The organism is Streptosporangium sp. NPDC051022, assembly GCF_040683035.1.
Classification (GTDB): domain Bacteria; phylum Actinomycetota; class Actinomycetes; order Streptosporangiales; family Streptosporangiaceae; genus Streptosporangium.
Genome location: NZ_JBFBCF010000038.1, coordinates 65,764 through 85,802, shown reverse-complemented (window position 1 = coordinate 85,802; position 20,039 = coordinate 65,764). Strand labels below are relative to the sequence as shown.

The window sequence follows — 20,039 nt, the reverse complement described above, 5'->3', positions numbered from 1 at the left end:
GCCGCGGGCCGGGCGGAACGGTCAGGCGGCCTGACGCTGCTCGGGCAGCCTGAGCGCGCCCTCCTCGCGGGCGTAGTCCTCCAGCAGGGTCCTGAGCTGGCGACGGCCCCGGTGCAGCCGGGACATGACGGTGCCGATGGGCGTGCCCATGCGCTCGGCGATCTCCTTGTAGGCGAAGCCCTCGACGTCGGCCAGGTAGACGGCGACCCGGAAGTCCTCGGGCAGCGAGCGCAGGGCGTTCATCACGGCGCTGTCGGGCAGCTGCTCCAGCGCCTCGGTCTCGGCGGACTTGAGCCCGGAGGACATGTGGGACTCGGCGGCGGCGAGCTGCCAGTCCTCGATCTCCTCGGTCGCCGAGAGCTTGGGCGAACGCTGCTTCTTGCGGTAGTCGTTGATGAAGTTGTTGGTGAGGATCCGGTGCAGCCAGGCCTTGAGGTTGGTGCCCTCGCGGAACTGGTGATAAGAGGTGAAGGCCTTGGTGACCGTCTCCTGTACGAGGTCCTCGGCATCGGCGGAGTTGCGGGTCAAACGCATCGCGGACGCGTAGAGCTGGTTGGTGACCGGCACGACATCGCGCTCGAACCAATCCTGGCGCTGCTCTTCGGTCATCGTGATCACGTGCTTCTTCCCCCTTGTACTGATTCCCCCGCTACCGTCCGGCACAGGCACGACGCGCCCCTTCCAACGGCTTGCTGAATGCTCGCAGGCGCCCCGTAAGCGGGCCGTTAAGAGCCGTTCTGCCTGGTCAGAGGGTTGATCATGGGCTGCTTCGAGGGCGGGTACGACACGCCCTACAGCCGGACAAGTCTCATTATCGTAACATCTCCCTCCAAATATCGCCGAGGTTGTGTCCAGCATCACATAAGCCCAGCTCACGATACCTTTGAGGGCATGGAATACGTGGACAGGCATGACTCTCATACCCGCGCCTGGGTGGCCGAGGCCATCCGTCGCGTCGAGGCCGACGCCCATCGAAGCTGCGACACCCATCTCCACGTCTTCCCGCTTCCCACGCAGTGGGGGGTAAACCTCTACTTGAAAGACGAGTCCGTCCACCCGACCGGTTCCCTCAAGCACCGGCTGGCACGTTCCCTTTTCCTGTACGGCCTGGCGAACGGCTGGATCGGCCCCTCGACCACGGTCGTCGAGGCCTCCAGCGGCTCGACGGCGGTGAGCGAGGCCTACTTCGCCCGGCTCGTCGGCCTGCCCTTCATCGCGGTGATGCCGGACTCCACCTCTCCGGAGAAGATCTCCCTGATCGAGTTCTACGGCGGCAAGTGCCACCTCGTGCACGACCCGGGAACGATCTACGAGGAGTCGCACCGGCTGGCGGCCGAGACCGGCGGCCACTTCATGGACCAGTTCACCTACGCCGAGCGGGCCACCGACTGGCGCGGCAACAACAACATCGCCGAGAGCATCTTCCAGCAGATGGAGATGGAGCCCCACCCGGAGCCCGCGTGGATCGTGGTGGGCGCGGGAACCGGCGGCACCTCCTCGACCATCGGCCGCTACATCCGCTACCGGCGCCACCCGACCCGCCTGGCCGTGGTCGACCCGGAGGGGTCGGCCTTCTACCCCTCCTGGAGCAGCGGCGAGGCGTCCGTCACCGCCCCCGGCTCCCGCATCGAGGGCATCGGCCGCCCCCGGGTCGAGCCGTCCTTCATGCCCACCGTGATCGACCGCATGATCCAGGTCCCCGACGCCCGGTCCATCGCGGCCATGCGCTGGGTCCGCGAGGTGACGGGGCGCGACGTCGGCGGCTCGACCGGGACCAACGTCGCGGCGGCCGTACAGATCCTGGAGGAGATGCGCGAGGCGGGCGAGCGGGGCAGTGTCGTCACCCTCATCTGCGACGGCGGCGAGCGCTATCGCGGCACGTACGACGACGACGCCTGGCTGGCCGCGCACGGCCTGGACATCGCCCCGCACATGGAGGAGCTGAGGGACTTCCTGTCCCGGCCCTGAACCACCCGGCCCTGAACCATCCAGCCCCGGACCGGCCGTCGGACCCCGGGTCTCCCCGGCCCCCGACCACGCCCGGCCGGTCAGGGGGCCGCCCCGTCACTCCCGCCCCGCCACGCCGGAGCCCCACCCCGGGTCAGGACGTCCTGGCGGGATCGACCCCGAAGACCTTGGCCACGTCGTCGAGGATGGCATGGGCGCCCTGGATGCCGACCGCGCTCATCCAGGTGACGTCGCTGACGTCGTGCTTGGCGCCCTTGAGCCTGCCCCAGAGCGGATTGGACTCGAACTTCTTCTTGATCGGCTCGACCGCCGGGTCGGGATAGGCCGCGACGAAGATGTGGTCGGAGTCGAGCTGGAGGATGTTCTCCTGGCTGATCTCGACCATGATTGTCTCGGTCGTGGTCGGCTGCCCCTCGGGACGCGGGAAACCGACGTCCTTCAGCACCAGCCCGGAGTAGGAGTTCTCCACGTAGAGACGGACGGTCGGCTCTCCGGCGAAGCGGGCGACGGTGACGGTCGGCAGCTTGCCCTCCTTCTCCTTGACGGAGGCGCCGATCCTGGCCGCGCGGTCCTGGTAGGCCTTGATCCTCTGCTCGGCGAGATCCTCCTTGCCCAGGGTCTGCCCCATGAGCCTGAGGTTCTCCTTCCAGATCGCGCCGGTGGTCTCGCTGAACACGGTCGGCGCGATCTTCGACAGCTTGTCGTACAGCGCCTCGTGACGGACCTTCGCCGAGACGATCAGGTCGGGCTTGAGCGCGACGATCTGCTCCAGGCTCGGCTGCTCCAGAGTGCCGACGGACCTGGCCTCCTTGGCGTGGCCGAGGACCGGGGCCAGGTAGTCGGGGAGCTTGTCGTCGATCGCCCGGTAGGTGGTGAAGCCGACGACGTCCGTGTCGAGGGTGAGCACCGCGTCGACGAAGCTCTGGTCGAGGGCCACGACCCGGACCGGCCTGGCGGGGATCACCGTCTCCCCCATGGCGTGCTTCACCGTCCGGGGGAACACCGCCGCGTCGCCCGCCTGGGTGGGCGCCGCACCGGTGGCGGCGCCCGTCGCGCCCGTCGCGGCGCCGGTGCCGCCCGTCCCGCAGGCGGCCAGCCCCACGGACAGTACGGTTCCGCTCACCCCGACCGCCAGGGCACGCAACGCTCTCATCGAAAACTCCCTAAAAGGTAAGGCATACCTAAATTAGATTAGGCATGCCTAAACTGGCATACTCGTCCGGGGCCCGGCAAGCGGCCTCCAGGCCCCGGCCCCAGGGGCCGGCGTCCGGACCGCGGAGTCCGGCGAACGAGAGGAGCGGCGGTGAGCACAGCGGCGGCCACCTCGCGGTCTTCCTGGCCCGACCCCCCACCGGGCCCGTCGGTTCCCGGCCCGTCATCGGTTCCCGGCCCGTCCGTTGCCTCCCCCGGCTCGTCGCCCAAGGGGCGCCGGAAGACCGGCGGACGCCGCGCGCTCGTCCTGGCCGGGCTGTTCGCCGCCCTCCTGGTCGCGGTCGCGCTGAGCCTCATGATCGGCGCGAAGCCGGTACCGCCCGGCGACGTGTGGCACGCGCTGACGGGTCAGGGCGGCGCCCGGACCGGCGCCGAGAACGACATCGTCGTGCGGTCGCTGCGCCTGCCCCGCACGGCCGTCGGCGTCCTGGCCGGGATCGCGCTGGGCGTCGCGGGCGCGCTCATGCAGGGCCACACCCGCAACCCGCTGGCCGACCCCGGACTGCTCGGCGTCACCCAGGGCGCCGCGTTCGCGATGGTGCTAGCCATCATGGTGCTCGGCGTCACCGGGCCGCACGGCCACATCTGGTTCGGCCTGGCCGGGGCCCTCATCGCCAGCGTGGGGGTCTTCGCCCTCGGCATGGTCGGCGGGCGCGGCGGGCCGACCCCGGTGACCCTGGCCCTGGCCGGAACGGCGGTCAGCGCCTTCCTCTACGCGCTCACCTCGGCCATCGTCCTCATGGACCAGCGGGCCATGGACGTCTTCCGCTTCTGGCAGGCGGGCTCGATCGCGGGCCGGGACGCCGAGGTCGCCTGGCAGGTGCTCCCGTTCGTCGCGGCCGGGCTGCTCCTCGCGCTGCTCAACACCCCCGGGCTCAACGCGCTGTCCCTCGGCGAGGACGTGGCCCGCGCCCTCGGCCAGAACGTCACCGCGACCCGCGCCGTCGGCGTCGCCGCGATCACGCTGCTCAGCGGCGCCTCGGTGGCGGCCTGCGGCTCGCTGGCGTTCCTCGGCCTGATGGTCCCGCACCTGACCCGCCCGCTGTCCGGAGCCGACCACCGCTGGCTGCTGCCGTACTCGGGCCTGGCGGGCGCCGTCGCCCTGCTGCTGGCCGACGTGGTCGGCAGGGTGGTGGCCCGGCCCGGTGAACTGGAGGTCGGGGTGGTGCTCGCCCTGCTCGGCGCCCCCTTCTTCGTCGCCCTGGTCCGCCGCAGGAAGCCGGTCCGGCTGTGAGCGCCACCCCCCGGAACACCTCCCGGAACGCCTCCCGCGACGTCGGCGGGGACACCGCCCGCCGGGCCGTGGCGCCCCGCGGGCTCCCCGGCGAACGGCCGCTGCGCGCCGGCCCCGTCTCCTGGTCCCTGCGGCCGCGCTCCGTCGTCGTGGCGCTGGTCCTGCTGGCCGCGGCCGCGCTGCTGATGGCGCTCGGCATGCGGATCGGCGACATCCCGATGAGCGTGGCCGACGTGGCCGGGGCCGTCGTCGGAGACGGCCCGAACCACTTCGTCGTGATGGAGCTCCGGCTCCCCCGCGCGCTGACCGGCGTCCTCGTCGGCGCGGCGCTCGCCCTGGCGGGCGCGATCGTCCAGGCCATCGCCCGCAACCCGCTGGCCAGCCCCGACGTCCTCGGCGTGACCACGGGGGCCAGCGTGAGCGTGGTCGCGGTCATCGTGGCCACGTCGAGCGCGGCGGGCGGCGCCGGCGGCACGCTGGCCACGCTGGGCATCCCGCTGCTGTCCCTGCTCGGCGGCCTGGCCGGAGCGCTGGCCGTCTACACGCTGGCCTGGCGCGGAGGCCTGGACGGCTACCGCCTGGTGCTCGTCGGCATCGGCGTCTCCGCGGTGTTCACCAACGTCAAGTACTGGCTGCTGACCGTCGGCGACGTCACCGACAGCGGCCGGGCCATGGTCTGGATCAGCGGTTCGCTGAACGGCAGGGGCTGGGAGCACGTGCTCCCCGTCGCCGTCGCGCTCGCCGTGCTCGTCCCGCCGACCCTGATCGGCACCCGCTCCCTCGGCGCCCTGCGCTTCGGCGACGACACCGTGACCGGCCTGGGGGTACGGCCCAACCTCTCCAGGAGCCTGATGATCCTGGCCGCCGTACTGCTCGCCTCGGTCGCGACGGCGGCGGCCGGCCCCATCGCCTTCGTCGCCCTGGCCTCCCCGCAGATCGCGCTGCGCCTGACCGGTGTCGCCCGGCCCCCGCTGGTCGTCTCCGCGCTCACCGGCGCCGTCCTCACGGCCGCCGCCGACCTGGTCGCGCGGAGCGCGTTCAGCCCCGTCGAGCTGCCGGTCGGTGTGGTGACCGCGGTCCTCGGCGCCCCCTACCTGATCCATCTCCTCATTCGCGCACGCAGAAAGGGACGCTCTTGAGACTACGAGCCGTCGACGTCAAGCTCGGATACGGCGACCGCGTCATCGTCGACGGGCTCGATCTCGGGATCGAGGCCGGAACGGTGACCACGATCATCGGACCGAACGGGTGCGGCAAGTCGACGCTGCTGCGCGCGCTGGGACGGCTGCTGAAGCCCTCCGGCGGCGAGGTGCTGCTGGACGGCAAGCGCATCGACAGGATGCCGACCAAGGAGGTGGCGAAGATCCTGGGGGTGCTGCCGCAGGCGCCGACCGCCCCCGAGGGGCTGACCGTGGCCGACCTGGTGGCCAGGGGACGGCACCCGCACCAGACGTGGTACCGGCAGTGGTCGTCCGGCGACGAGTCGGCGGTCAGCGAGGCGCTATCCATGACCGGCCTGCTCGACCTGGGCGAACGCCCGCTGGACGAGCTGTCCGGCGGGCAGCGCCAGCGCGCCTGGATCTCGATGGCCCTGGCCCAGGGCACCGACCTGCTGCTGCTCGACGAGCCGACGACCTTCCTCGATCTGTCCCACCAGATCGAGGTCCTGGAGCTCGTCCGGCGGCTCAACGCCGAGCTCGGCCGTACCGTGGTCATGGTCCTGCACGACCTCAACCTGGCCGCCCGCTACACCGATCACCTGGTCGCCATGCGCGACGGCGTGATCATCGCCGCCGGACCTCCCGGCGACGTCCTCACCGAGGCGCTGCTGGCGGAGGTCTTCGACCTGGACGCCAAGGTCATCGAGGACCCGGTGGCCGGCACCCCGCTGGTGGTCCCCGTCGGCACCCTGCCCGCCGTCGCGAAGCGGTCCTGAGAACCGCGGGCACCGGCCACCGGAGCTCCCGGCGGCCGGTGCCGGAGCCCTCCCGCCGGGCCGAGGCCGGGCGGGAGTCCCGGAAGGCGGGCCTCAGTCGCCGAGGAGCGCGTCCACGAAGACCTCGGGGTCGAACGGGGCCAGGTCGTCCGGCCCCTCGCCGAGACCGACGAGCTTGACCGGGACGCCCAGCTCACGCTGGACGGAGATGATGATGCCGCCCTTGGCCGTGCCGTCGAGCTTGGTCAGCGCGATGCCGGTGACGTCCACGACCTCGGCGAACACCCGGGCCTGACGCATGCCGTTCTGACCGGTGGTCGCGTCGAGGACGAGCAGGACCTCGTCGACCGTGGCCTTCTTCTCGATGACGCGCTTGACCTTGCCCAGCTCGTCCATCAGGCCCGTCTTGGTGTGCAACCGGCCCGCGGTGTCCACGATGACCACGCCGACCTTGTCCTCGATGCCCTTGGCCACGGCGTCGAAGGCCACCGAGGCGGGGTCGCCGCCCTCGGGGCCGCGCACGACCTCGGCCCCGACCCGGTCGCCCCAGGTCTGGAGCTGGTCGGCCGCGGCGGCGCGGAAGGTGTCGGCCGCGCCGAGCACGACCTTGTTGCCGTCGCCGACGAGGGAACGGGCCAGCTTGCCGGTGGTCGTGGTCTTGCCGGTGCCGTTGACGCCGACGACCAGCACCACGGCCGGGCGTTCGCCGTGCGGCTTGACGTGCAGGGTGCGGTCGGTGTCCGGGCCGATCTGGGCGAGCAGCTCCTCCTTGAGCAGCCCGCGCACCTCGGCGGGCGTCCGGCTGCCCAGCACCTTCACCTTGGTCCGCAGCTCCTCGACCATCGTCTGCGTGGGGGCGATGCCGACGTCGGCGGTGATGAGGGTCTCCTCGATCTCCTCCCACGTGTCGTCGTCGAGACGGTCCCGCGAGAGCAGGTCGAGCAGGCCCTTGCCGAGGGTGCTCTGCGAGCGGGCCAGACGGGCGCGCAGCCGTACCATCCGCCCGGCGGAGGGCGGCGGGATCTCGATGGCCGGGGGAACGACCATGGGCTCGGCCGGTTTGACCGGCGGAGGAAGGGTGGTGGTCGCCCCGCCGTCGTCCTGGGCGATTCCCGCGGGCGGCGCCTGCTCCCCGGGAACCGGCCGCACCTCCGGGGGCTCGACCGGGGGTGCCGACTTGCCTCTTGGCCTGAGCAGCAGGAACATGCCGCCCGCCGCCAGCAGGGCGACAACGACAATGATCGCGATTATGCCGAGATAGGCTTCCACAAGACCACAGTGTTCCAGACGACCCGGAATGCTCCGACCCTCCGGTCCTAGTCCGCGTCGTGTTCCCTCAGCCGCTGGCTGATGACCTGGGTCACGCCGTCTCCTCGCATCGACACGCCGTACAGAGCGTCGGCGATCTCCATCGTGCGCTTCTGGTGGGTGATGACGATGAGCTGTGACGTCTGTCGCAGTTCTTCGAAAAGGGTCAGCAGACGCTGGGTGTTGGTGTCGTCCAGCGCCGCCTCGACCTCGTCCATCACGTAGAACGGCGAGGGCCGCGCCTTGAAGATGGAGACCAGGAAGGCGACCGCGGTCAGCGACCGCTCGCCTCCGGACAGCAGCGAAAGACGCTTGACCTTCTTGCCCGGCGGCCTGGCCTCGACCTCGACGCCGGTGGTCAGCATGTCCTCGGGGTCGGTGAGCATCAACCTGCCCTCACCGCCGGGGAACACCCGCGTGAAGATCGTCTCGAACTCGCGGGCCACGTCCGCGTAGGCGGCGCCGAACACCTGCTCGACCCGCTCGTCGACCTCCTTGACGACCAGCAGCAGGTCGCGCCTGGTCTTCTTGAGGTCCTCCAGCTGCGAGGTGAGGAACGCGTGCCGCTCCTCCAGCGCCGCGAACTCCTCCAGGGCCAGCGGGTTGACCTTGCCGAGCTGGGCCATCTGCCGCTCGGCCGCCTTCGCCCGCTTCTCCTGCTCCTGCCTGACGAAGGGCACCGGGTCGCCGTCCACCGTGGGGACGGGTTCGGCGGGGCCGTACTCGGCGACGAGCGTGGCGGACTCGACGCCGAACTCCTCGACCGCCCTGGTCTCCAGCTGCTCCAGGCGCATCCGCCGCTCGGTCCTGGCCACCTCGCTGCCGTGCGCCCGGTTGACCAGCTTGTCCAGTTCCCCGGACAGCTCCCTGATCCTGAGCCTGACGGCCTTCAGCGACACGTCGATCTGGCCGCGCGCCTGCTCGGCCTCGTCGCGTTCGGCGGCCGACAGGGCGAGCGAGGCCTCCAGCCGCTCCAGCGTCAGCTCGGTGCCGCGGACCACCGCCTGGGCCACCCGCGCCTGCCTGCGCCGCAGCTCGCGCCGCTCGGCGGCCCTGGCCCGCTCCTCGCGCTCCTGCTCGGCGGCGCGCAGCAGCTCATCGGCCCGGCCCGCGATGCCCTTGACCCGCTCCTCGGCCGTCCGTACGGCCAGGCGTGCCTCCATCTCCTCCTGCCTGGCCGCCGTACAGATCTCCGCGAGCTCGTCGCGCATCTCGGTGGTCGGCCCGGTCTCCAGCTCCTCGGCGGCCGTGGCGGCGGCCAGGCGCTCCTCCAGCTCGGCGAGCCCGGCCGCGTCACGGTCACGGGCCTCCTCGGCCGCGCGCACGGCCCTGGCCAGCCGCTCGCACTCGGCGCGGGCCGCCTCGGCCGCGGCGTCCAGCTGGGCGAGCCGCCTGGCGGCCGCCGCGGCCCGCTGGTCGGCGTCGCGCTGCCGGGTCCTGAGCCGGTCCAGTGCGGCCTGCGCCGCGTTCACCCCGGCCTGCGCGGTCTGCACGCCCGTCTGCGCCTCGGCCACCCCCGCCTGGGCCGCTTCGACCGCGAGCTGCGCCTCGGTCTCCGCCCGGGCCGCCTCCTCCAGGACGTCGCCCGCCTGCTCAGCGGCCTCCCTGGCCGAGGTCAGGTCGGCGACGGCCTCGTCGAGCGCGGCCCGCATCTGGAGCGCGGAGGTGCCGCCCGCCGGACCTCCCCTGCCCGTGTAGGAGCCGAGCAGGTCACCGGAGCGGGTGACGGCCCGCAGGTGCGGCCACTGCTCGACGGCCTTCCTCGCCGTCGCCAGGTCCTCGACGACCAGCACGTCCGCCAGCAGGTGCGCGGCGGCGGCCCGCAGCCCGGAGGGAACGGTGACCAGGCCGATCGCCCACTCGGCCCCCGCGACCGGCACGGGCCCGGTCTCGGGCTCGGTCCCGTCGGCGGCGATGAGCAGGGCGGCCCGGCCCGCGCCCTCGCTCCTGAGGAAGTCGACGGCGTCCGCCGCGGCCTGCAGGGACTCGACGGCGACGGCCTCGGTGACGGCGTCGAGCACCGCGGCGACGGCGACCTCGGCGCCGGGGGCGACGGCGAGCATGGCGGCCACCGGGCCGAGCACCCCGGCCAGGCCTGCGGACAGCAGCGCCGCCGCGCCGTCCGCGCCACTGGCCAGGCTCAGTTCGAGCGCCTCGAACCTGGCCTCCAGGGCGGCGACCTGGCGCTGTGCCTCCTGGTCGGCCTTGCGTGCGGCCCCCAGGGCGCCCTTCGCCGCGCCGAGGGCGGCGCTCGGGCCCGCGACCGCGGCCTTGGTCTCGTCGACCACCGTCCTGGCCTGGTCGACGGCCTGCCTGGCCTGCTCGACGGCCTCCAGGGAGATCTCCAGCTCCTCGGTGAGGGCGGGATCCGTCTCGGGGTCGGCCTGCCGCTGACCGTCGTGCTCGGCGCGGGCGTGCTCCGCGCGCTGCTCGGCCTCCTCCAGGGAGAGCGCGAGACGCCCGATCTCCTCCTCCGCGGCCCCGGCCCGGCTGCGCGCCGCGCCGGCCTGCCCGCTGAGTTTCGCCAGCCCCTCGCGCCTGTCCGCCGCCGCCCTGGCCTCGGCGGCCAGCCGCCGCTCCTCGGCCGCGAGCGCCGCCTCGCTCTCGGCGCGCCGGGCCACGGCCCCGGCCAGCGTCTCCTGCTCCTGTTCGAGCAGCTCCCGCAGGACCCTCTCCTGCTCCTGGACCTCCTCGGCCTCGCGCTCGTAGTCCTCCGGGTCGCGTCCCCGGCGCTCGACGGCGGTGTCGGTGGCGTTGCGGTGGCGCTCGGCGGCCAGTCCCGCCAGTCCCCGCAGGCGCTCGCGAAGCGAGGAGAGGCGGAAGTAGGTCTCCTGCGCGGCGGCCAGGCGCGGCTGGGCCTCGGCCTCGGCGGCCTCCAGCTCGGTCTCCGTGGCCTGGCTCCGCTCCAGCTCGGCCTCGACCACCGTACGGCGGGCCAGCACGGCGGCCTCGTCGGCGGTCTCCCGTTCGAGGGTGGTGCGCAGGGTGAGCACGTCGTCGGCGAGCAGCCTGAGCCTGGCGTCCCGCAGGTCGGCCTGGATGACGGCGGCCTTACGGGCGATCTCGGCCTGGCGGCCCAGCGGCTTGAGCTGCCTGCGCAGCTCGGTGGTCAGGTCCTGGACGCGGGTCAGGTTGGCCTGCATGGCGTCCAGCTTCCGCAGCGCCTTCTCCTTGCGCTTGCGGTGCTTCAGAACACCCGCGGCCTCCTCGATGAACGCCCTGCGCTCCTCGGGACCGGCGTGCAGCACCTGGTCGAGCTGACCCTGCCCGACGATGACGTGCATCTCCCGGCCGATGCCGGAGTCGGACAGCAGCTCCTGGATGTCGAGCAGGCGGCAGGTGTCGCCGTTGATGGCGTACTCGCTCTGGCCGGCCCGGAACATCAGGCGGCTGATGGTCACCTCGGTGTAGTCGATCGGCAGCGCGCCGTCGGTGTTGTCGATGGTGAGCGTGACCTCGGCGCGGCCCAGCGGGGCCCGCGAGGAGGTCCCGGCGAAGATGACGTCCTCCATCTTGCCGCCGCGCAGCGACTTGGCGCTGTGCTCGCCCATGACCCAGGCCAGCGCGTCGACCACGTTGGACTTGCCGGAACCGTTCGGGCCGACGACCGCGGTGATGCCGGGCTCGAACCGGAGGGTGGTGGCCGAGGCGAAGGACTTGAAACCGCGCAGGGTCAGCGTCTTCAGATACATCCATCGCCCCCTGTCCACCGCGCCCGCGTGCCCGTGCCCGTGCCATGTTCGCACGGTGCCGGCGTGGTGTCGGCGCGATCCGCGTGCTCCGTCCGCGCCGTGTTCACGCCCCGTCCCCTCGGTGTCCCCTCGATGTCCCCGCGGTGTTCGCGTGATGGCCGCTTCGTGTCCGTATCGTCCGCCTGACACGTGTCCGCACCCGTCGTGGCACCGCGCAGCCGCGGCGCCGTACCCCACGGGTCCGGGCCACCGCGAGCCGGCCCTCCCGCCACGGCCGGTCGCTCCCGCCTGGGAAGACTACCGTTCTTCACCCGCGCTCGCCCGTTCAGCGCCTATGGTGCCCTGCATGGACGCGGAACGCGGTGACCGCGAAACTCCGGCATCCCCGCGCGGCGGGGAGGGCCGTCTCAGGCGGCGGGCCTTCCTGGTCGGCGGCGGGCTGGCCGTACTGGGCGTCGGCGGCCTCGCGCTGGCGGCCGGGCCTGACGGCTTCCGGAGGGCGTACGCCAACATCGTCTGCGGTTCGGCGCCGGAACCACCCCGGGCTCGGCCGGGACGACGCCAGGAGAGCAGGCTGGACGGCCGCCGGGTGGTCATCTCGCTGCCGCCGCGAGCCCGGGAGCCGGTCTCCGTGGTGATCGTGCTCCCGGAGGCCCCCGGCGGCGCGCGGACGCCGTTCGACATGTATGCGATCGACCGGTATCTCGCCGCGAGCCAGGGGCGCTTCGCGCTCGCCTCGATCGACGGCTGGCCGTCGGTGGACATCGCCGGGGCCCTGCTGCCCTACCTGCGGGCCAGCGGACTGGACACCACGAGGATCGGGCTGCTGGGCTGGGCGACGGGAGGCGCGGAAGCCCTCAGGCTGGCCGCGCAGCTGGGCCCCGGCCAGGTCTCGGCTGTCGCCGCGGCCTCGCCGGCCGTCACCGCGGCGCGGGCGCCGCTGCGAGAGCTGGTCGAGATACCGGTCTGGCTGGGGTGCGGGGAGCGCGACGACCGCGCTCCACAGACGGAAACGATGTTGAAGGGACTGAAGGCGCTGGGCGCGACGACAGAGGGCGGGATCTCTCCGGGATGTCCGGACACCGCCTATCGGCTCCGGGTGCTCCCGGAGCAGTTGACATTTTTTTCCCGCCACATGTGACTTTTTCCATCACATGTGGTCAGATAGCACTGCACATGATCCCGCGTACGGCGAGTACCGGTCACGGCAAGGGACGCCCCGAAGAGGCGCCCCTGGGCAGTGTGTTTCGTCCCGGTCTCTAAGTGAGAACCGGCTCACGATCCTGCAGGCGGGTGAACGCTTCGTCGCGGCTGTTGGCCGCGAGCTCGTCGTTCTGGGCCTGGAGCCGGATGAGCTCTGCCTCGAGATCCCGGACGCGCTGTTGGAGACGGCGCATTTCCGAGACCATACGAGGGTCAGGACCACCGACGTGGCCGAGTAGAGCCTTCGCCATGGTAAAGGGTCCTCCACGCTGAGTGACCAGACTGGTTCGCGCACTTCTTGCCGCGGGAGGGGTGCGCGTGGTTCTTATCAAGAGTCGCACCGGCGGGAGGGGCGGTCAAGTTGAACGCTCCGTGTGGATGCACCAGTGGGCACTCTCGACAGTAAAATATACCTTATTTTGGGCGGTTTAAGGAAGTACTCAGCGCTCCAGGAAACCGGCAAGGTTTCCCTTGGCCACACTCCACCGTTCCACGACCACGTCAACCCTTCCCGGGGTTTCGGCACCTCTGAGCAGGTCGAGCAACCTGTCGCACGACTCCCGCCCGCCCTCGGCGACGACCTCGACCCGCCCGTCGTCGGTGTTCCTCGCCCAGCCGGTCAACCCGAGCTCCAGCGCCCTCGCCCGCGTCCACCAGCGGAAACCCACACCCTGCACACGCCCCCTGACCCAGGCGGTCAACCGGACGTCCGTCACGGCGCCGTCCTCCTCGGCCGGGGCTGGCAGCGGGGACAGCTGTAGGAGGAACGGTTCATGAACGACTCCCTGACGATCGGTGCCCCGCACCGCGGGCAGGGTTCGTCCCGCCTGCCGTAGACGGCCAGCGAACGGTCGAAGTAGCCACTTTCGCCGTTGACGTTGACGTAGAGGCTGTCGAAGGAGGTGCCTCCCTCGGCCAGCGCGGCGGTCATCACCTCGCGGGCCGCGCCCAGCAGCTCGGAGATCTTCGGCCCGGTCAGCGCCCCGGTCGGCCGGGTCCCGTGCAGCCGCGCCCGCCAGAGCGCCTCGTCGGCGTAGATGTTGCCGACCCCGCTGATCAGCGACTGGTCCAGCAGCGCCCGCTTGACCTCGGTCCGCCTGGCCCGCAGGCGGCGGGCGAACAGGGCCTCGTCGAAGTGCTCCTCGAACGGGTCGGCCGCGATGTGCGCGATCGGCTCCGGCACGGGCCGTCCCCCGGCGTGCGCCATCTCGGTCACCAGCACGTGCCCGAAGGTCCGCTGGTCGACGAAGCGCAGGTCGGGGCCGCCGTCGGTGAAGGAGATCCGGACCCGCAGATGCCTCTCGGGATCCGAGTCGGGCTCCACGACCAGCAGCTGGCCGCTCATGCCGAGGTGGGCGAGGATCGCGTCGGAGCCGTCCAGGGGCAGCCAGAGGTACTTGCCCCGGCGCTCGGCCGAACCGATCACCCGGCCCTTGAGCCGGGAGGCGAACTCCTCGGCCCCGGGGACGTGCCGCCGGACGGCTCTCGGGTGGAGCACCTCGGCGTGGGCGACGACCCGCCCGGACACCCAGCGCTCCAGGCCCCGCCGTACGACCTCGACCTCGGGCAACTCGGGCATGCACCCCTCCTCGGGCAGATCGGGCCGGTCCGCCGCCGGCACGCTCCCACACTGACAGACCGACCGGCCCCGCCGGTCGATCTCCGGTCTCCCGTCGGCGGGTCAGCCGGCCTCGCGCTTGTCCCGGTCGTCACGGATCCGGGTCCAGGCGGCCTCGGCGGCCTGCTGCTCGGCCTCCTTCTTCGAGCGCCCGGAACCCGAGCCGTATTCCTCGCCGCCGACGCGGACGATCGCGGTGAAGGACTTGGCGTGGTCGGGGCCGCTCTCCTCGACGTGGTACTCGGGCACCCCGAGCGACTCCGAGGCGGTGAGCTCCTGCAGCGAGGTCTTCCAGTCGAGTCCGGCGCCCAGCGAGGCCGAACGGGTGATCAGCGGGTCGAAGAGCAGGTGGACGACGCGGAAGGCCTCGTCCAGGCCCCGGTTGACGTACACGGAGCCGATCAGCGCCTCAAGGGTGTCGGCGAGGATCGAGGACTTGTCGCGCCCTCCCGTGCCCTCCTCGCCCCGGCCCAGCCGCAGGAAGCGCCCCAGGCCCAGGGTGCGGGCCACGCCGGCGAGGGCACGCATGTTGACGACCGCCGCCCTGAGCTTGGCGAGCTGTCCCTCGGGGAGGTCGGGATGGTTGCGGTAGAGGGTGTCGGTGACCACCAGGCCCAGTACGGAGTCGCCCAGGAACTCCAGGCGCTCGTTGGTCGGCAGACCGCCGTTCTCGTACGCGTAGGAGCGGTGGGTCAGCGCCCGCTCCAGGATCGCGACGTCCAGCCGCACCGACAGGAGCCGCTCCAGCTCGTCCCTGACGAACTCCACGGCCACCGGCTTGACACTGCTCATACCCACGTCTTCTCCTCGCACGTTTCTCGTCGAATGCGCGATGGCGAAGGGGCGAACGAGAAATGCCCGAAGACGTGGTGGACGCCGGGAGGGTACGTGTGTGAACACGGACCCGGCGTCCACCACGGCCGCGGGCGAACCGCCATCGCACTGAAATGCGGACGGTGACGCCGGCCGTCACCGGAAGGGTCCGGCCGGCGTCCGTCGGTCAGAATGCGATCAGGCGGAGGGCTCGATCACCTGACGGCGGTTGTAGGTGCCGCAGGAAGGGCACGCCACGTGCGGACGCTTCGGCGAGCGGCACTGGGGGCAGCTCACGAGCGAAACCGCGGCGGCCTTCCACTGCGACCTGCGGGAGCGAGTGTTGCTCCGCGACATCTTGCGCTTGGGGACAGCCACGTCAGCTCTCCTGATCGTTGTTATGTTCCGGTACCAGGCCCTGCAGCTTGGCCCAGCGGGCATCGACGACCTCGTGTCGATGATCAGGCTCGGCATCCGCCAGCCTGATCCCGCACTCCGAGCAGAGCCCGGTGCAGTCTTCGCTGCAGACCGGGCTCAGCGGCAGTGTGAGCACCACCGCGTCACGGAAGGCGGGTTCGAGGTCGAGTAGTTCACCGTCGAGAAGCGAGTCGTCCTCGGCGGCATCCTCCGCCGAGTAGAGGAACAGTTCCTGGAAGCTCACCTCGGCCTGCGAGACGACTTCTTCCAGACAGCGTACGCACTCCCCCCGCAGCGGGGCCTGCGCGGTGCCCGTGACGAGCACCCCCTCCATGACCGCCTCAAGCCGGATGTCCAGCTCGACGTCGGCATCCCTGGGGATGCCGATCATGTCGACGCCGATGTCCGCCGGTGCCGGGAGAGTGAGATGCATCCGGCGCATCGACCCTGGCCTCCGCCCCAGGTCATGGGTGGAGACCACCCATGGGGCGCGGGGGTCAAGGTTGTGCGGAGTCATTCCACTCTCATTAGGCATGGCGAATCAACGCCGTCGTGCAAGGCAGAAACAAGAGGATACCAGGACCTAGCCGCGGAGCCGTTCGACCAGGAGTTCCTGAACGAGATCGGGAACCAGGCCGGTCACGTTCCCGCCGTAGCGGACGATCTCCTTGATGCGGCTGGAGGACAGGAACGACACCTCTGGACCCGTCGCCATGAACAGCGTCTCGACCCCGGACATCCGGTAGTTGAGCTGGGCCATCTGGAGTTCGTAGTCGAAGTCGCTGATCGCCCGCAGGCCCTTGACGATCGCCGGTATCTCCTGCTGTCTGCAGTAGTCCACCAACAGGCCGTGGAACTTGTCCACGCGCACGTTTCCGTACTCCTTGGTCACGGTCTGGAGCATCTCGATCCGCTCCTCGACCGTGAACAGGCTCTTCTTCTCGATGTTGATCAGCACGGCCACGACGACCTCGTCGTACTGGCGGGAGGCCCGGCCGATGATGTCCAGATGGCCGTTGGTAACGGGATCAAACGATCCCGGACAGACAACGCGACGCAAGGCGAAACCCCCTGCTCTATGGATTTCCGGCGGCGCGACCGTACCAAACGGACGCTTCACCGTAACGACGGACCCTCTCCTCTTCGTATCCGCTGGGCCACACCAGGTCTTTCCCCCGGCTCTCCCGTTCCACCGCGATCAGCGCGTCCTCCGCCAGCCAGCCATGGTCCCGCAACTGCCCCAGCACGGCCTCCACCGTCTCCGCGGTCACCGCGTACGGCGGATCGGCGAACACCAGGTCGTACGGCTCCGCACACCCCCGCTCGAGCACTTTCTCGACCCGGTCCGCCGCGAGGACGGCTCCCTCAAGCCCCAGGGAGGCGATGTTCGCCCGGATCGTCCTGACCGCCTTGGCGTCCGACTCGACGAGCAGCGCGTGGACCGCGCCCCGCGACAGCGCCTCGAGGCCGAACGCGCCCGAGCCCGCGTAGAGATCCAGCGCCCTCACCCCCTCCAGCGAGCCGAGCAGCGACCCCACGGTCGCGAAGATCCCCTCCCTGGCCCGATCACTCGTGGGACGGGTCCCCCTCCCCGGCGGCACCGCCAGCCGTCGTCCCCCTGCGCTTCCCGCGATGACTCGACTCACCGGCCCATTGTCCCAGCGCTGTCCAGGCCCCGTCCCGGCACCGTCCGGGCGCTGTCTGGGCGCCGTCTGGGCGCCGTCTCGATGCTGTCCCCGCGGCTGTCCCGGCGCCGTCCCGGTACGGCATGCCCGGCGGATGTCCTCCCTTGTCCGGCCAGGCCGCCCGTTCCCCGCGTCCCGGCAGCCCGGCGTGTCGCGAAGCATCACATAACCGCAGGTCAAAAGGGTCCGCACAGGTGATCTAGGTCAAGAGTGGGCAAGGAGTGGCGACGAAAGCGCAAGGGTCGTTCCCCCAGGTCACCGGGCCTTGCATGATGAGTCCTGCGGCCTTCGAGTGACCCAGGAGGAGGCCGACCGGCGTGATCGTGAGCCCTTCCGCACGCCGGTGCTCTCGGCACCTGACCCGAGAGTGGGCCCAGGCGGGGACGGCATTCGGGGGGAGGCCGTCCCCGCACTCGGGCGGTCGCCCGGATCGAGCGGTCACCTCGCCGGGCGACCACCCCGCCGGACGGTCGCCTCGCTCCTCACCCCGTCACCACCCGCGTGCCCCGCCCGCGCCTCTCAGGTCTTCTCGAGGTACTCGGCGCGCTCGTCGGCCAGCAGTCTGCCGATCTCCGTCCTGAGGATGGAGTTGCCGGCCAGGTCGGGGTCGGCGGCCAGCATCGCCTCGGCGTCCAGGCGGGCGGCGTGGATGACCTCCTCGTCCCGCAGGAGCTGCAGCATCTTCAGCGACGACCTGCGGCCCGACTGGGCCACGCCCAGCACGTCGCCCTCGCGGCGCTGCTCCAGGTCGACCCTGGACAGCTCGAAGCCGTCGAGCGTCGAGGCCACCGCGTCGAGCCGCGCGCGGGCCGGGGTGCCGCCCAGGGAGTCGGTCACCAGCAGGCACAGCCCCGGCAGCCCGCCCCGGCCGACCCGGCCGCGCAGCTGGTGGAGCTGGGAGACGCCGAACCTGTCGGCGTCCATGATGACCATGACCGAGGAGTTGGGCACGTCCACGCCGACCTCGATGACCGTGGTGGCCACCAGGACGTCGGTCTCGCCCCGGGTGAAGGCCCGCATCACGGCGTCCTTCTCCTCGGGCGGTAGCTTGCCGTGGAGCACGGCCGTGCGCAGCCCCCGCAGCGGCCCCTGCGACAGCGTCTCGGCCACCTCCAGCACGGCCAGCGGCGGGCGGCGCTCGTCGTCGTCCTTCGACAGGTCGCCCTCGTCGCCCTCCAGATCGCCGATGCGCGGGCAGACGATGTAGGCCTGCCGTCCGAGCTCGACCTCCTCGCGCAGGCGGGTCCAGGCGCGGTCCAGGAAGTGCGGCTTCTCCGCGGCGGGCACCACGTGCGTGGTGATCGGCGCGCGGCCCGAGGGCAGCTGGGAGAGCGTGGAGACCGTGAGGTCGCCGAAGACGGTCATGGCGACCGTGCGCGGGATCGGGGTGGCGGTCATGACCAGCACGTGCGGGCGGCCCCCGCCGGCCTTCTCCCTGAGCGCGTCGCGCTGCTCGACGCCGAACCTGTGCTGCTCGTCGACGACGACCAGGCCCAGGTCGGCGAACTGCACGCGATCCTGGAGCACCGCGTGGGTGCCGACCACGATCCCGGCCGCGCCGGAGGCGGCGTCGAGCAGGGCCGTACGGCGGGCCGCCGCGCCCAGCGAGCCGGTGAGGAGGGCGACCGCCGTCCCGCCGAACATCCCGCCGGTGGCCAGGTCGCCGAGCATGGCCGAGATCGACCTGTGGTGCTGCTGGGCGAGCACCTCGGTCGGCGCCAGCAGGACGGCCTGTCCCCCGGCGTCCACCACCTGGAGCATGGCGCGCAGCGCGACGACGGTCTTGCCCGCGCCGACCTCGCCCTGGAGCAGCCGGTGCATGGGGTGGGCCAGGGCCAGGTCGGCCGCGATCTCCTCCCCCACGCTCCGCTGCCCCTCGGTGAGCTGGAACGGCAGGCGCGCGTCGAAGTCGGCCAGGAACCCGTCACCGCGCGCGGGCCGGGGGGTCGCGGGCCAGGAGGCGGCGGCCATCCGGCGCTGCAGCAGAACGGCCTGGAGCAGGAACGCCTCGTCGAACTTGAGCCGCTTGCGCGCCCTGGCGACGTCGGCGTGGTCGCGTGGCCGGTGGACCGCCACGAGCGCCTCCGCCAGGCCGGGGAGGTGGTGTTTGGCCCGCAGGTCGGCCGGGAGCGGGTCGTCGAGGGGCTCAAGGGTGTCGAGGAGGACTCCCAGCGCCCTGCGGATGGCCCAGGGGGTGACGTCCTTGCCCGCGGGGTAGATCGGCACGAGCGCGGCGGCGAACTTCTCCGCGTCGGCCTCGCTCTCGTCGAACATCTCGAACTCGGGGTGCGAGAGCTGCCACCTGCGCTTGTCGCCCTGGCCGAACGCGCCGACCTTGCCGGCGAACATGCCCCGCCTGCCGGGCCGCAGCCGCGTCTCCGCGATGTGGGAGGTCTTGCCGAAGAACGACAGATAGATCTTGCTGCGGCGGCCGTCGACGACCTCGACCTCCAGCCAGGTGCCGCCCTTGTTCCGCATCGGCCTGCGCATGGCCCTGGTGACCTCTCCGACCACGGTGACGTGCTCGTCGACCTGCAGGTCGTCGAGGTCGGTCAGCTCACCCCGCTCGGCGTAACGGCGGGGATAGTGCCGCAGCAGGTCGCCCACGGTGCGCAGATCGAGGACGCTCTCCAGCAGCTTGGCGGTCTTGGGGTCAAGCGCCTTGGTCAGCGGCTCGTCGAAGCTCGTCACCCCAAGTTTCTATCGCGTTCGTGCGACAGAATCGCTCCGGACCGCGGGTGGACCGGGAACTCGCGACATGCCACCCTCCCCCTTCGCGGATGCGATACGGTTGCCTTTGGAGATTATCCCCGTTCGCCCGGTCATGGCGGCCCGTGTTGGCATGCATGGACGGACATCGGATATCCTCGTGTGGCCAGCCGGTCGTCCCGGCGTGCCCGATGACCGCCCGCCAGTGCGGCGGATCGAGCCTCTCGACTGATCTAAGGAGCGA

General features: G+C 71.5%; 18 protein-coding genes. 5 read left to right on the top strand and 13 right to left on the bottom strand.

The genetic code is table 11. The annotated features are described in order from the left end of the window. Positions 1 to 21: 21 nt before the first annotated feature. Positions 22 to 609: a sigma-70 family RNA polymerase sigma factor gene (locus AB0N02_RS40275; protein ID WP_363958344.1), complete on the bottom strand. Its 588-nt coding sequence runs from the start codon at positions 607 to 609 to the stop codon at positions 22 to 24. A 282-nt stretch (positions 610 to 891) separates the two neighbouring features. On the opposite strand from AB0N02_RS40275, the gene AB0N02_RS40270 reads away from it, so the two are divergent. Further along, positions 892 to 1,968 (top strand): PLP-dependent cysteine synthase family protein, encoded by a 1,077-nt coding sequence (locus AB0N02_RS40270; RefSeq protein WP_363958341.1) that lies wholly within the window; start codon positions 892 to 894, stop codon positions 1,966 to 1,968. Positions 1,969 to 2,101: 133 nt separating this feature from the next. Here the strand turns inward: AB0N02_RS40270 and AB0N02_RS40265 are convergent, their stop codons facing one another. Then, positions 2,102 to 3,121 carry an iron-siderophore ABC transporter substrate-binding protein gene (locus tag AB0N02_RS40265; RefSeq protein WP_363958338.1) on the bottom strand — a complete coding sequence of 340 codons (1,020 nt, stop codon included), beginning with the start codon at positions 3,119 to 3,121 and terminating at the stop codon, positions 2,102 to 2,104. A gap of 150 nt (positions 3,122 to 3,271) precedes the next feature. On the opposite strand from AB0N02_RS40265, the gene AB0N02_RS40260 reads away from it, so the two are divergent. Genes AB0N02_RS40260 through AB0N02_RS40250 form a run of 3 tightly spaced genes read left to right on the top strand, consistent with a single transcriptional unit; the run spans position 3,272 to position 6,350 of the window. Further along, positions 3,272 to 4,414 (top strand): iron ABC transporter permease, encoded by a 1,143-nt coding sequence (locus tag AB0N02_RS40260; protein WP_363958335.1) that lies wholly within the window; start codon positions 3,272 to 3,274, stop codon positions 4,412 to 4,414. Then, positions 4,411 to 5,553 carry an iron chelate uptake ABC transporter family permease subunit gene (locus tag AB0N02_RS40255; RefSeq protein WP_363958332.1) on the top strand — a complete coding sequence of 381 codons (1,143 nt, stop codon included), beginning with the start codon at positions 4,411 to 4,413 and terminating at the stop codon, positions 5,551 to 5,553. Before AB0N02_RS40260 ends, AB0N02_RS40255 begins: the two co-directional genes overlap by 4 nt. Next, positions 5,550 to 6,350, top strand: a complete 801-nt coding sequence (locus AB0N02_RS40250; RefSeq protein WP_363958330.1) for an ABC transporter ATP-binding protein — start codon at positions 5,550 to 5,552, stop codon at positions 6,348 to 6,350. The genes AB0N02_RS40255 and AB0N02_RS40250 overlap by 4 nt, the downstream gene beginning before the upstream one ends. 93 nt (positions 6,351 to 6,443) lie before the next feature. Here AB0N02_RS40250 and ftsY read toward each other — a convergent pair whose 3' ends face one another. Then, positions 6,444 to 7,619 (bottom strand): signal recognition particle-docking protein FtsY, encoded by a 1,176-nt coding sequence (gene ftsY, locus AB0N02_RS40245; protein WP_363958327.1) that lies wholly within the window; start codon positions 7,617 to 7,619, stop codon positions 6,444 to 6,446. Between the two features lie 47 nt (positions 7,620 to 7,666). Further along, positions 7,667 to 11,350, bottom strand: coding sequence for a chromosome segregation protein SMC (gene smc, locus AB0N02_RS40240; RefSeq protein ID WP_363958324.1), 3,684 nt, complete (start codon positions 11,348 to 11,350; stop codon positions 7,667 to 7,669). Positions 11,351 to 11,696: 346 nt separating this feature from the next. Here smc and AB0N02_RS40235 point away from each other — a divergent pair, with 346 nt between their 5' ends. Further along, positions 11,697 to 12,491, top strand: a complete 795-nt coding sequence (locus tag AB0N02_RS40235; protein ID WP_363958321.1) for a hypothetical protein — start codon at positions 11,697 to 11,699, stop codon at positions 12,489 to 12,491. A 118-nt stretch (positions 12,492 to 12,609) separates the two neighbouring features. Here AB0N02_RS40235 and AB0N02_RS40230 read toward each other — a convergent pair whose 3' ends face one another. From AB0N02_RS40230 to recG, 9 genes are all read right to left on the bottom strand, one after another. Next, positions 12,610 to 12,804: a hypothetical protein gene (locus tag AB0N02_RS40230; RefSeq protein WP_363958318.1), complete on the bottom strand. Its 195-nt coding sequence runs from the start codon at positions 12,802 to 12,804 to the stop codon at positions 12,610 to 12,612. Between the two features lie 189 nt (positions 12,805 to 12,993). Next, positions 12,994 to 13,269, bottom strand: coding sequence for an acylphosphatase (locus AB0N02_RS40225; protein WP_363958315.1), 276 nt, complete (start codon positions 13,267 to 13,269; stop codon positions 12,994 to 12,996). Then, a complete protein-coding gene (gene mutM / locus AB0N02_RS40220) occupies positions 13,266 to 14,132 on the bottom strand; it encodes a bifunctional DNA-formamidopyrimidine glycosylase/DNA-(apurinic or apyrimidinic site) lyase (RefSeq protein ID WP_363958312.1) in 867 nt (288 codons plus the stop codon). Before mutM ends, AB0N02_RS40225 begins: the two co-directional genes overlap by 4 nt. 102 nt (positions 14,133 to 14,234) lie before the next feature. Beyond that, the gene (rnc, locus tag AB0N02_RS40215; protein ID WP_363958309.1) at positions 14,235 to 14,969 is read right to left on the bottom strand and encodes a ribonuclease III; all 735 of its coding nucleotides are present in this window, start codon (positions 14,967 to 14,969) and stop codon (positions 14,235 to 14,237) included. Between the two features lie 213 nt (positions 14,970 to 15,182). Beyond that, positions 15,183 to 15,362: a 50S ribosomal protein L32 gene (gene rpmF / locus AB0N02_RS40210; RefSeq protein ID WP_179824792.1), complete on the bottom strand. Its 180-nt coding sequence runs from the start codon at positions 15,360 to 15,362 to the stop codon at positions 15,183 to 15,185. A gap of 1 nt (position 15,363) precedes the next feature. After that, positions 15,364 to 15,918 carry a YceD family protein gene (locus AB0N02_RS40205; protein WP_363958305.1) on the bottom strand — a complete coding sequence of 185 codons (555 nt, stop codon included), beginning with the start codon at positions 15,916 to 15,918 and terminating at the stop codon, positions 15,364 to 15,366. Between the two features lie 66 nt (positions 15,919 to 15,984). Beyond that, a complete protein-coding gene (coaD, locus tag AB0N02_RS40200) occupies positions 15,985 to 16,461 on the bottom strand; it encodes a pantetheine-phosphate adenylyltransferase (RefSeq protein ID WP_363958303.1) in 477 nt (158 codons plus the stop codon). 16 nt (positions 16,462 to 16,477) lie between these two features. Then, positions 16,478 to 17,047 (bottom strand): 16S rRNA (guanine(966)-N(2))-methyltransferase RsmD, encoded by a 570-nt coding sequence (gene rsmD, locus AB0N02_RS40195; RefSeq protein WP_363958300.1) that lies wholly within the window; start codon positions 17,045 to 17,047, stop codon positions 16,478 to 16,480. Positions 17,048 to 17,605: 558 nt separating this feature from the next. After that, positions 17,606 to 19,777 carry an ATP-dependent DNA helicase RecG gene (gene recG / locus AB0N02_RS40190; protein WP_363958297.1) on the bottom strand — a complete coding sequence of 724 codons (2,172 nt, stop codon included), beginning with the start codon at positions 19,775 to 19,777 and terminating at the stop codon, positions 17,606 to 17,608. Positions 19,778 to 20,039 lie beyond the last annotated feature (262 nt).